General features: G+C 68.4%; 9 protein-coding genes and 1 pseudogene. 1 reads left to right on the forward strand and 9 read right to left on the reverse strand.

All coding sequences use genetic code 11. From position 1 onward, the window contains the following. Positions 1–97: 97 nt before the first annotated feature. The 5 genes from ABD743_RS18080 to ABD743_RS18100 form a co-directional block, all read right to left on the reverse strand. Positions 98–1234, reverse strand: a complete 1137-nt coding sequence (locus tag ABD743_RS18080) for a right-handed parallel beta-helix repeat-containing protein (RefSeq protein ID WP_344723259.1) — start codon at positions 1232–1234, stop codon at positions 98–100. A 145-nt stretch (positions 1235–1379) separates the two neighbouring features. Beyond that, complete coding sequence (locus tag ABD743_RS18085; RefSeq protein WP_379659427.1) at positions 1380–4181, reverse strand: ATP-binding protein; 2802 nt, start codon at positions 4179–4181, stop codon at positions 1380–1382. A 127-nt stretch (positions 4182–4308) separates the two neighbouring features. Next, positions 4309–6006, reverse strand: a complete 1698-nt coding sequence (locus tag ABD743_RS18090; protein WP_344723261.1) for a peroxidase family protein — start codon at positions 6004–6006, stop codon at positions 4309–4311. Positions 6007–6167: 161 nt separating this feature from the next. Continuing rightward, on the reverse strand, positions 6168–7187 hold the full coding sequence (locus tag ABD743_RS18095; protein WP_344723262.1) for a LysR family transcriptional regulator: 1020 nt from the start codon (positions 7185–7187) through the stop codon (positions 6168–6170). Between the two features lie 95 nt (positions 7188–7282). Beyond that, positions 7283–7837: a hypothetical protein gene (locus ABD743_RS18100; RefSeq protein ID WP_344723263.1), complete on the reverse strand. Its 555-nt coding sequence runs from the start codon at positions 7835–7837 to the stop codon at positions 7283–7285. Between the two features lie 178 nt (positions 7838–8015). Here ABD743_RS18100 and ABD743_RS18105 point away from each other — a divergent pair. After that, positions 8016–8399 (forward strand): annotated as a pseudogene (locus ABD743_RS18105) (TOBE domain-containing protein); the annotation flags it as partial. An 86-nt stretch (positions 8400–8485) separates the two neighbouring features. Here the strand turns inward: ABD743_RS18105 and cynS are convergent. From cynS to ABD743_RS18125, 4 genes are all read right to left on the reverse strand, one after another. After that, the gene (gene cynS, locus ABD743_RS18110) at positions 8486–8950 is read right to left on the reverse strand and encodes a cyanase (RefSeq protein WP_344723264.1); all 465 of its coding nucleotides are present in this window, start codon (positions 8948–8950) and stop codon (positions 8486–8488) included. 127 nt (positions 8951–9077) lie between these two features. Continuing rightward, the gene (locus tag ABD743_RS18115; protein ID WP_344723265.1) at positions 9078–10523 is read right to left on the reverse strand and encodes an aldehyde dehydrogenase; all 1446 of its coding nucleotides are present in this window, start codon (positions 10521–10523) and stop codon (positions 9078–9080) included. Positions 10524–10594: 71 nt separating this feature from the next. Next, a complete protein-coding gene (locus ABD743_RS18120; RefSeq protein WP_344723266.1) occupies positions 10595–11428 on the reverse strand; it encodes an SDR family oxidoreductase in 834 nt (277 codons plus the stop codon). A 29-nt stretch (positions 11429–11457) separates the two neighbouring features. Beyond that, on the reverse strand, positions 11458–11808 hold the full coding sequence (locus tag ABD743_RS18125; protein ID WP_344723267.1) for a gamma-glutamylcyclotransferase family protein: 351 nt from the start codon (positions 11806–11808) through the stop codon (positions 11458–11460). Between the last annotated feature and the right edge of the window lie 70 nt (positions 11809–11878).

Raw genomic sequence — 11878 nt, forward strand, 5'->3', positions numbered from 1 at the left:
ACCGGGCACCGAGCCTGCTGGTCCTCCACCCAGGAGCACCGCAGCGACACTCACAGATCTATTGGACGGCGGTGCCGTTCGTTCAAGGCCTGATCGATCAGTTGCGTGAAACTGCCACGACCACGTTCGAGAACGAGTTCTCGCGCTCGCCGGTCACTGTGACCGGACCGGATGTGAAGATCCCGTACTGATCTCGGTTGACGGTGTTGTCCTTGACCTCGATGGACATCGAGCCGACCGTGCCGATGAAGATTCCGGTGCGCTCGGGGTCCTTGGCGGTGAAGTCCGCGTCACCGTTGACGTTGTTACTGCCGATTCGGTTCCGCGTGACCGAGTTGCCGTCCATATACTGGCCGGTCTCGTGACTGTGCAGGGTCACGCCCGGGTGACCGTTGTGGTCGATGATGTTCTGCGAGACGGTGTTCCGGTAGACGGCCCCGCCGTGCACCGGTGTGGCCATCTGTACGCCGGCGCCTCCGGTTTTCCCCTGTAATCCGTTTCGGAAAATCGCATTGTGCTCGACAACGTTGTCGAACACTCCGCCGACTCGGGGGTCGGGCACACCGCCGGGAGCGCCGTGCTCGTTATGGCCGGCAAGGGTGACGCCACATGCGGTGGTGTTGTCGGCGACGATATTGCCCACGATCTGGTTGTGCGCCGTCGGCCCGGTCTCGTCCGAGAGGAGCACTCCTCCGGTGCCGTCGGTGATGATGTTGCCCCGGACGATGGCGTGCGAGCTGCCGAGCAGATGGATGCTCTCTCCGCAGTCCGGACCGACCGGCAGGTGGCACGGTGGATAGTCGTTGGGTACCGGATCTGCCAACCGCAGGCCCGTATTGTTGCCCGCCACGACGTTGTCCGCGATCTCGGTGCGATCCGCGTTCCGCACGAGGATGCCCTCGCCGATCGCGTTTCTCACGATGAGACCGGTGAGCGTGACGTCGGATGCGGTAACCGTGATGCCGTTGGTCATGTTCGTGGCGTCGATCGTGGCATTTCCCCGGCCGTCGATCGTCAGCGGCTTCTGCACTGACACGCCCTCGTGGTAGGTGCCGTCGCAGACGACGACGCGGCCCCCGGCTGCAACGGCCGCGACTCCCTTGCTGATGGAATCGTAGGCGGCGCTTGAGCAGCTACGGCCGGCCGCATTGTCGGCGGCCTTCGTCGATACATATACGGTCTGCATGACGACAGAGGCGTGGCCTCCTGGCGTTGCCGTGAGGGCGCTCGCCATGACAGCGGCGCCCAGCGCGAGAGCAGTCGCTCTCATGCCCACCCCCCGGTGTCGGCGAGTCGAGCCAATCAGGTGGCGTGAACTATTGATAGATCACGTGGCCAACCGCACAACCGCAGGCGTCGCGGCCCGCCAGAGCCGCTGGTCAGAGACGGAGCTGTCTGCGTGAGGTGACATTGAGCTTGCCGAAGATTCCTTGCATATGCCATGCCACGGTCCGCGGGCTGATGAACAGCCGGGCCGCGATTTCGGCGTTCGTGAGGCCGTCACGAACGAGTCGTACGATCTGGGTCTCTTGAGCGGTGAGCTCACTGCTGGTTTCGGCTGTACGTTTGCGAGCAGTTTCGCCGGTTGCCCGTAGCTCGCGGGCGGCACGCTGGGCGAATCCCGCAGCGCCCATTTCGGTGAAGATGTCGTGGGCGGTGCGCAGCTGCACGCGTGCGTCGACCCGCCGGTTCTCGCGGCGCAACCATTCGCCGTAGAGGAGGTGGGAGCGGCCGAGTTCGCCGCGGATGGCGGTGCGACCGAGCCGATCGATCGCCTCGCGGTAGGAGCTCTCGGCGGCCGGACCGCCGCTCAGCAGCGCACGTGAGCGGGCCTCGATGCCCAACCCCCAGTCGGTGCCACTGACACGGGTCGTCTCCGCGAGCCGGTGAAGGGCGTCTGTGGCGGGTTCCGGTGTGCTGCACCTGGTGGACGCCTCGATGAGCTCGATCAGCACGATCCATGCTGCGGAGCCCACAACGGCGGGGTGTTCGGCGGCCTCTTTGGCCGCGGCCAGCGCCTGGTCGTAATGGCCGAGACTGTTGCAGAGCAACGCTTTCGCCCACCCGATGACGGTGAGCCCGATCCCCTCGCCCCGGCGCTGCACCTCCTCGGTCATGACGTCGATCTGCCGGAGGGTCTCGGCCTGTAACCCCTGCCACGCGGCGAGCACCAGGCCGGGATCACGTACGCGGGGACCGCCGGTCGCTTCGGTGACCGACCTCAGCTCCTCGGTCAGCGAGGCGGCCGCCGGCAGCTCGCCGGCGAATATGTGGGCCATGATGCATGCGCTGAGGGCGAAGGGAAGCAGGGCGAGCGCGCCGGATTTGCGGCTCATCTCGACGTGGCGGGTGGCGAGCACCTTCCAGGTCTCGTAGTCCCACACGTGCGCGGACGTGCGGCTGGCCAGCCACAGCCAGCGCAGCGCCTCCTCTTCGGAGAGCTCCGGGCTTCGGAAGGCGCTCAGTGCTCGCTTCACCATCGGCATCGCGGCGGCGTAACCGTCGGTGAAACGTATGGCCAGGCCGTCGAGAAGAAGATCGGACGCTCGCGGGGGCAGCGGGGCCGGAGGTGCGGCACGGGCGGCCTCGGCCGTCTTGCGCACGCCATCGCCGCTGGCCAGCGAGCCGGCGAGCATCGCGGCCATCAGCGCGTCCAGGTAGGTCTCGCGGGCGAGCCGGGCGTCCAGCGTCGTGAGCTGCTCGGCCGCTTTGAGCAGGAGGGAAGGCGCCGATCCACCGCGATCGGTGGTCAGCGTGATCTGAGCGTGCAGTAGGTCCACCTGGGCGGACTGGAGCTCGTTCAGCGGGCATGCCTGGGCCAGGGACAGGAGTCGCTCCGCTGCGTCGGACATGCCGGCCTGGTGCGTGGCGTGTGCGGCGGCCAGCAACCGCTGCGCCCGGTGCCCCGGATCGACGCTGAGCTCGGCGGCCCGCTCCAGGAACGCGGCCGACGCGGCGCACCCGCCGCAATCCTGTGCGCGGCCTGCCGAGTGTTCGAGTTCCGCGGCGATGTCCTCGTCGGGTCCGGATGCGGCCTGTCCGGCGTGCCAGGCGCGGCGGTTGGGGTCGGTGTCGGGATCGAGCACCTGCGCAAGAGCGTGGTGCGCGCGGCGCCGTTCCTCCGGGAGGGCTGCCCCGTAGACGGCCGAGCGCACCAGCGGATGGTGGAACCGCACGCGGGCGCCGATCTCGAGCAGGCCCGCTTCCACTGCTGGTCGCGCGGCATCGAGCCCGATCCCGAGCTGTTCGGCTGCTCGGAGTACCAGCACCGGATCGCCCAGTGCATCGAGAGCGGCGACCAGCAACAGTTGCCGCGTCGCCACGGGGAGTGGCGAGAGCCGCTGCCGGTAGCTCTCCTCGATCCGGCGTGGCAGTGCCTGTGGACTCGGCGACCCGAAACCGACCGACAGCTCGGCCGGGGTCATGCCTCGCGGCAGCTCCAGCAACGCCAGCGGATTGCCGCGCGTCTCCGCGACGATCCGGTCGAGAACGCGGTTGTCCGCAGGCCCGGGCAGCGTCGACCTCAACAGCTCCCGCGCATCGTCATCCGGCAGACCAGCGATCGGCAGCTGCACCAATCCATCGAGCTCTGCGACCTCGTCGGTATCGCGCGCCGCGAAGACCAACCCCACCGATTCGGCCACCAGTCGGCGCGCGACGAACGTCAGCGCTTGGGCGGAGGCTTGATCGAGCCACTGCGCGTCATCGATCACACAGATCAGTGGCTGTTCGCGGGCGCCTTCGGCAAGGAGGCCCAGCACCGCCAGCCCGACGAGAAGACGATCCGGCCTGGAACCGCCGTTCATCCCGAACACTGTGTAGAGGGCATCCCGCTGCGGATGGGGTAGCCGCTCGGCGTCGTCCAACAACGGAGCGCACAGCTGGTGCAGCCCGGCAAAGGCGATCTCCATCTCCGACTGCACACCGGATGCGCGCTCCACCCGACACCCTGGCGCCCCGTCCACCAGGTACCCGAGCAGGGCAGTCTTGCCCACGCCCGCCTCGCCGCGAACCACGAGAGCCTGACTCCTGCCCGTCCGAACGTCCGTGACGAACTGGTCAAGCGCCCTGCGTTCGGTGTGACGGTCCCGCAACACAGGCATCACCTGCTCAGGTGTTCGTCGACACCCCCACGGAGTTTCCGCGTCATCACACCTGGGCCTTATACCCCAGGGGCACATCGGGACGCCAGCAACGCCAGCGCCATATGACGCTACGTCGCAATTCGGGCGACGCTCCGTGAACCGAAGAAATCATCCTGCCGGCCCGGCGCCGCCTGCGAGAGCGGCGCCGGCCTGGTGGAGCTGATCACGGGCGGGTCGGCAGGACTCCCGCGAATCGGAGGAAGTCCTTGATCGTGAGGACGGGACGGCCGTCGGGCAGTAGTACGCCGTTTTCCGGCACCCAGGACGGTGACTGGGCAAGGAAGGAGCCGGGATCGTGGCGAACCTGACCGACGAGTGTCTCGACGACGATGCGGCTGCCGAGCTCGCCCAGCGAGTTGCCGTTCGCCTGGACCTCGGCCTCCTTGAGCACGTAGTACCAGAGCGGCGTCCGGTCGAGGAACCCGCTGGTGGCCAGGTGGGTGTTGAGCTCGTCGCTGTTGCCCTGCGTCAGCTCCTCGGGGGTGAGTTCGACCAGGTCCAGGACCTTGGCTACCGCCTGGCCGGTCGGGATCGAGAGCTGGTACCCGCGGCGGAGGTTTCGGACCGCGAGTTGCTTCAGGATCGCCGTGATGTCCGGGCCGGGTGCAGGATTCGGGATCTCGTTCGCCATCTCACCGAGGGCGAAGGCCAGTCTGGTGTCGATCTTGCGGGAGAAATGGTCCGGGAAGCGAGGATCCTTCTCGACGAACCTGTCCCACTCGATGACCCAGTTGAACGGCAACGTGTCGGCCTGGCCGCTGAACCCGCCTTTGCCCGTGAAGAGGAAGATCAAGCCGAACGGCGCCGAGGGCCGGACGTGGCCCTGCCGACCGAAGTTGCGGTTGAAGTCATAGGCGCCGCGAACCATTGTGTGGCCGAACCGGAACGAAGCCACGGAGAACTCCAACGGCATGTAGACCTCGCCGGCGCGCTTGTCGTAGAGCTTGTTTCCCTCGCCCAGGACCTGGTCCACGACACCGGGTAGTGCGATGGTCGCCAGGTAGTCGTTGATCACGATCCATTGGTAGTGCCAGCGGACGAGCTGCCGGGCGCGCTCGAAGACCGCCTTGTCGTCGGTGTGCTGGGGTTCGTGGCGGCGTACCCAGTCGACGGTCTTGTTGTGGAAGCGCAGGAACGCCACGTGCAACTGGGAGACGATCAGGTTCTCGTCGTTGCGCGCGTCGCCGATGTTGGCCTCGCTCGGCTTGCGGCCGACCCCTCTGGGGACATCTCGCTCCAGGTCGGCCTGCAGTGGAATTCGGACGCCACTGATCTGCGCTGTGTCGGGTTTCGGCTCCAGCGCGACCCGGCCCAGTTTCAACGTGATGCCGTCGTAGAGGCTGCCGGCCTCGGTCTGCGGGCCGTCGGGAAAGGTGGGGCCGTCGCCGTAGACCGAGTCGAGGTCGAGAGCGGGTACGCGCAGATTGCGGATGCCCTTGATGACGTCGGCGGGCGGAACTGGGTGGAGGTCGGCATCGGTGACATGCCCGATGTCGTTCTGGCGGTCGGTGTTGGCGGTGATGTCGTGATCGATGAACTGGCCGAGGTAGGTGTAGACCGCCGGGATCGTGGAGTTGCCGTCGCCGGACTGGAATGGGTCCTCCGCCGGCGGCTGAGATTCGACCATCAGCCGGCCCAGCGTATCCAGAGCCGCGACCATGGCCGCTGGGTCGTCGGCGGGCAGGTGCGCTGCGGGATCGTCTCTGATGGTCTCGAAGAGATAGTCGAACGGTGTGGAGACGTCGACGAGCTCGCGGCTCACCCTGTTGCGGATCTCGGTCGGCTCGACGGTGCCGCCATGGCTGAGGTCACGCAGGACTCGGCCGGGGGGATTCTGCTCGGTCATTGGCTGTTCGGTCATGGTCTGTTCTCCCGTCGTCGGGACAGCCGTGAGGGGCAGCGAATGCCCTGCCCCATAGGAGCCGACATGATCGCCGGTGATACGTGGACGAGATTTGACGCTCGGTCACGTGGTGACGCGCGGGTCCAGTGGAACTCCGGAGTGGTCTAGTAACAGTGAGACTAGTCGGCCGAATGAGAATGCCGGGTGTGCCCGATGCGAGACGACCGACCGGCCGGCCGCGACGCGGCAGGACCGTTCGAGCCCGGGAGGGCCGCTGCGAACGCCCGCGCGAACTCGGCGCGCACGTCGGGATCGCGGGCCGCATCGATGAGTGCTCCGGCCACCATCGACGCCGGCTCGCGGTCGCCCGTGATGATGCCGACGACGGGCCGCAGGTCGAGATCGGCGATCGGGATCCCCTTCATTCCGGGTGGTACTCCAAAGGTGTGCAGCCAGCTGTCGGCCACGATGCTCGACCATCGGGTGGTGCTGAGGTGAGCGTGCAGGGCGTCCACTGTGTCGGCCTCGACGCTCGGCACGAGCTGGACGCCCGACCGCGCCATTGCCAGGTCGAGCATGCGGCGGTTCTGCATCGCCGGGGTGAGTGCGCACAGCGACAGTTGGGTCACGTCGACGCAGTCGACCGTCTTCCGGCCTCCCAGAGGACCGTCCTGCGCGGTCAGCAGGACGTACCGCTCCCGGTAGAGCTCGTGTCCACCGCGGCGGCCGTGGGACGTGTCCGTGTCGAGATAGACGATGCCGGCATCGAGGGTGAAATCGGCGAGACGATGCCGGATCTCTTCAGTTGCGCCCGTCTCGACCCGCACCCGTGCGCGGGGGTTCCTCGTGCGGAAGGCGCCCGCGAGGATCGCGATCGCCCGCGCCGCTGTCGGGATGGCGCCGATGCGCAATGTGGCGCTGAGGCCGCCGTTCGCACGACTCAGTTCGGACCGCAGGGCGTCTCGCTTGGCAAGGATCCGCTCGGCCCATTCGACCACCCGCGCGCCCTCGGCGGTCACCCCGGTGAACCGGTGCCCGCGTTCGATGATCGTGACGCCCAGTTCCGCTTCCAGTTTGCGGATGGCCGCCGACAGCGCCGACTGGCTGATATGGCACGCGACCGCCGCACGGCCGAAGTGCTGTTCGCGGGCCAGCGCGACCACGTACTCCAGCTGGCGAATCTGGACGTCCCCCGTCATGGCGCCACCCTAGGCGGTTGATAGCCCGCAGGGCACCGCATCTGCGGTGATTACTTGATACGAGATACTCATCTGCGGAATCTGAATGCCTCGCGTCAGTCCGCAGTTCTGATCACCCGCAGCTCGACGACGTCGCTGACGTACCTTCCACCCTTCACGTCGCCCGGGACGACGAGCCGCGGTCGTTCGAGCGGTTTGCCGTCCTCCGCCGTGGCGAGGAGTACGCCCCGGTCGCCGAACTCGGGCGAGATCTCGCCGAACGAGACCAGAGCCGCGTAGCCGTCGGCGCCGACCGCCAGAACGCCGAAAGAAAGCACGTCGTTCTTGCGGTCGGTGATGGCCAGGGCATCCGCCGGCACCATGTCGGCGAGCAGGACTCCTGCTTCGCTGTGGCTCTGACGGCCCGACCCGCTCTCGTACTCGACCGCGACGGTGTGGTGCGGCAGCGCCGCGAGGTCGTCGGCATCGAGATCACGGGGAGTGCGGATATCGCCGGTCAGGCGCACCAGTCCGGGCGACGACGCGGCTGCCGGCTCCTGGACGGCAACCGGCTCCGGCGCCGCCACGGTGGCGACGGTCCCGCACCCGCCGGCGAGCAAGGCTCCGACGAGGAGGCCGACCAACGCTGTCTTGTTCCGCGAATGCGCCACGGGCAGCACGATAGATCCGACATCGCGGCGGATCCAGCATGATCACGGCGCAAGATCGTGCCGTTCGGCGAGCCGCCGGTGACCGGGCGGAAGCGGGTGATCACAGCCGTGTGAGCGCCGCCGGGGAGGGGGATCCCCGCCGAGAAGGCTCGGCAGATGCGGATCTAGCATCGTGAAAGTGCCGCATCTGCGCGTCGTGGAGGTTGCCGCCCTGCTGGGCGTCAGCGATGACACGGTCCGTCGCTGGATCGCACGTGGCGAGCTGGCTTCGGAGTCGGACGACAGCGGCCGGCACGTCGTCGACGGCCTGGCCGCTGCCCATCTCGTACGCGAGCGCGCCCGTCCCGTCGCCGATCCCTCGACGATCGGGCGGTCCGCCCGCAACCGCCTTGTCGGGCTGGTCACCTCCGTGACCGGCGACACCGTCATGGCCCGCGTCGAGATGCTCTGCGCCGGCACCCTCATCGAGGCCCTGATCAGCGCGGAGGCGGTGCGCGAGCTACGGCTGGAGCCGGGCTCACTCGCCGTCGCGGTGGTGAAGGCGACCGAGGTCACCGTGGACGGAGCGGTCCGCCCCCTGTCGTCGCGAGAGAGATCGCGCCGGCAGAGGTCGGAACGCTCGTCATGCAGCTGCGGCGACTGCGGCTCTCACCACGTGCGGTAGGGGAGGAACTTCCCGTTCAGCGTGAGGCGGACGCGGTCGCCCTTCGGGTCGGGTACGCGCTCGAGCTCGAGTTCGAAGTCGATGGCGCTGATGATCCCGTCGCCGAACTCCTCGCGGACGAGCTCGTGGATCGCGCTGCCGTAGACCTGGACGACCTCGTGGAGCCGGTAGACCAGCGGCTCGGAGGAGTCGCTGACGTCCTTCCCGCGGACTGGCGGCAGAGTCAGAGCATCGACGACGGCAGGGTCGAGCTCCAGCACGGAGCCGAGGGTCGCCGCCTGATCGTCGGTCAGCGGGTGCTGCCCGAGCAGCGCCGCGGTGGTCCACTCGGTGGACATGCTGATGGCCTTGCCGAGGTCGGCCCAGCGCACGCCGGTGCGCTTCTTGGCGGCGAGAACGGCCGTGGCGGCCTGCCGTCGATCCAGGGGCGGCAGTGGGGTGATGCTCATGTCGAAGATCCTCCTTGCGATCTGCGGGGCGGTGAGAACGTGCGGCGGCACCGGCTTTTCGGCCCCTCTGCACGTCCGGAACCGGTGTGGGCGCCAGACCCACCGGGTCGTGCCGCCCACACCGAGATCAGGCTTGCAGGTAGACCGACTGCACGGACTGGTAGGACGCAAGCCCTTCGGGTCCGAGCTCTCGGCCCAGGCCGGAGTCCTTGACTCCGCCGAACGGGGCCACCGGGTCCGGCGTGTAGGCGTTGACGCCGATCGTCCCGGTCTGGACCCGCTGGGCAACCTCGGCGCCCCTGGCCGGGTCGGCGGTCCACACCGATCCGCCGAGCCCGAACGCGGAGTCGTTCGCGATCCGCACGGCATCGTCGACGTCCCGGTAGGAGATCACCGACAGAACCGGCCCGAAGATCTCCTCCTGGGCGATGGTCGAGGAGTTGTCGACGTCGGCGAACACCGTCGGCTCGACGAACCAGCCCTTGTCGAGCCCCGCGGGCCGGCCGCCACCGGTGGTGAGCCGGGCCCCGTCGCCCCGTCCCTTGGCGATGTAGCTCTCCACCCGGTCACGCTGACGGGCCGACGCCATCGGGCCGATCTGCGTCGCCGGGTCGAGCGCGTCTCCCACCTGCAGCGACGACGCGAACCCGGTGAGGGTGTCGACGACCTCCTCGTACCGCGAGGCCGGGGCGAGCACCCGGGTGCCGAGGTAGCAGGTCTGCCCGTTGTTGAGCAGTGTGGCGGCGAAGAGGTTCTCCAGGTTCGAGCCGAGGTCGGCGTCGTCGAGCACGATCGCCGCGGACTTGCCACCCAGTTCCAGCGTCACGGGGCGCAGCAGGCGCCCGCAGGTCTCGGCGATCTGCCGACCCGCAGCCGTCGACCCGGTGAAGGCCACCTTGTCGATTCCCGGGTGCTGAACGAGGTACGCCCCGGTCTCGCGGCCACCCTGCACGATGTTGATCACGCCGGGAGGGAGGCCGGCTTCCGCCACCGCCTCGGCGAGCAACTGGGCGTCGAGCACGGTCTCCGGGCTCGGCTTCAGAACGATCGTGCAGCCCATCGCCAACGCCGGGCCGAGCTTGAACGCCGCGAGCGTCACGGGGTAGTTCCAGGGCGCGATCCCGCCGACGACCCCGACAGGGGTGCGGCGCACCCGGACCTTGCCGCCCAGCAACCCGTCGCGCGTCTCGTCGAGCACGGCCGATCGGATCAGCCCGGCGTAGTACCGCAGCACGACCTGCGGGAACGCAGCCTCGAGCATCGTGGCGATGCTGATCGGCATTCCGTTCTGGGCGCTCACCCGTCGGGCCATCTCCGTGCCGCGGGAATCGAGGGCCGTGGCGAGACGTTCGATGGCGTCCGCCCGAGCCGAAGGCTCCCATGTCGCCCAGCCCGTCGGGTCCTGGAACGCGGTGCGGGCCGCGACGACCGCGGCGTCGACATCGGCATCGACCGCTTCCGGCACGCGCCCGATCGGTTCCTCGGTGCTCGCCGAGAACACCTCGATCGTGCGGGACGACGACGGAGCAACCCAGTCGCCGCCGATGAACAGTTTGTCGTACGACAGGTCCATAGTCGCCCTCCTTGAGCAGTGTCGAAGATCGAGTCAATCGCCGCAGACGCGGCGGGAATTGAGCTGGGGCGTCAGCTGCGGCCACCGTGGGCGGCGGCCGACACCTCGTCCCACTTCCGCCACGTGGCCAGCCGCGACTCGTAGTCGGCCGTCGCGATGGCGAGCGGCCCCACCCCGAGGAAGATCCGCAGCGGCGGCTCCTCGGCGTCGACGACGGCGAGGACCGCCGTGCTCGACGACACCGGATCCCCCGGGCTTCTCACGCGCTTCGCCCGGGCCTCCGCCACCTGCGCCCGATAGGCGTCGTAGGCCGGCAACGGCGTGGCATGCCGGGCCGACGGGCCGCTCCAGTCGGTCGAGAAACTTCCCGGCTCGATCACCGTGACCTTGATGCCGAAACCCGCAACCTCCTGTGCGAGCGACTGGCTGATCCCTTCGAGGCCCCACTTCGACGCGTGATACATGCCGACGTTCGGGAATGCGGTGATCCCGCCGATCGACGACACCTGGAGGAAATGCCCGGAGCCCTGCTCCCGCAGGAATGGCAGCGCGGCCTGCGTGACCCACAAAGCGCCGAACAGGTTGGTCTCGATCTGGTCCCGCGCCTCGGCCTCGCTCAGCTCCTCGACCATCCCGAACTGCCCGTACCCGGCGTTGTTGACCACGACGTCGAGCCGGCCGAAGTGGTTGTGGGCCTGCGCGACCGCGGCGAAGTCGGCGGCCCGGTCCGTGACGTCCAGCTTCAGTGCGAGCACGCGCTCGCCGAACCGGGCGACCAGGTCGTCGAGCGTGGCGGTGTCGCGTGCGGTCGCCGCTACAGCGTCGCCGCGTTCGAGCGCCGCGGTCGCCCACTCACGGCCGAAGCCTCGCGAGGCACCGGTGATGAACCAGATCTTCTCCGACATGTGTCGTCCCTCCTCACCATGAGCTGGGGTCAGCTCTTCGGCGCGTACACCCACGCCCGCTGCCCCGAGCGCAGGGGAACGCAGATCCGCTCGTAGTCGTCGACCTCGTAGCGGTCCGCTGCCAGCAGTTCGGCGTCGGTGAGGCTGAACGCCGTGCCGGGCACTTCCGCGCGAGGGTCCGCTGACGGCCGCAGCACAGGGTGGCGATCGCTGCCGCTCGTCTCGATGACCGCGGGGTCGGTGATGACGAGTACGTCGACCTCGTAGCCGATGATGGCGTCGCTCCGCCCTTCCAGCACCCGGCCGAACGTGGTGAGCTGGACGTCGCGCTCCTGCAGCGTGCCGTAGGAGAACAGGACGTGAGGCTCTTCGCGGCTCACGTCAGGCCCGTACGAGCTCGAACCTGGGATGTCCGCACCATTTTCGGTCTCAACCTTTGTTCGGATCCAC

The sequence above is a fragment of the Pseudonocardia yunnanensis genome (assembly GCF_039534065.1).
GTDB lineage: Bacteria > Actinomycetota > Actinomycetes > Mycobacteriales > Pseudonocardiaceae > Pseudonocardia > Pseudonocardia yunnanensis.

Excerpts from the sequence above, each read along its gene's own strand:
- ABD743_RS18080 (WP_344723259.1), bottom strand. The coding sequence starts at position 1,234 with ATGGCGAGCGCCCTCACGGCAACGCCAGGAGGCCACGCCTCTGTCGTC.
- ABD743_RS18095 (WP_344723262.1), bottom strand. The coding sequence starts at position 7,187 with ATGACGGGGGACGTCCAGATTCGCCAGCTGGAGTACGTGGTCGCGCTG.
- ABD743_RS18115 (WP_344723265.1), bottom strand. The coding sequence starts at position 10,523 with ATGGACCTGTCGTACGACAAACTGTTCATCGGCGGCGACTGGGTTGCT.
- cynS (WP_344723264.1), bottom strand. The coding sequence starts at position 8,950 with ATGAGCATCACCCCACTGCCGCCCCTGGATCGACGGCAGGCCGCCACG.
- ABD743_RS18085 (WP_379659427.1), bottom strand. The coding sequence starts at position 4,181 with ATGTGCCCCTGGGGTATAAGGCCCAGGTGTGATGACGCGGAAACTCCG.
- ABD743_RS18090 (WP_344723261.1), bottom strand. The coding sequence starts at position 6,006 with ATGACCGAACAGCCAATGACCGAGCAGAATCCCCCCGGCCGAGTCCTG.
- ABD743_RS18120 (WP_344723266.1), bottom strand. The coding sequence starts at position 11,428 with ATGTCGGAGAAGATCTGGTTCATCACCGGTGCCTCGCGAGGCTTCGGC.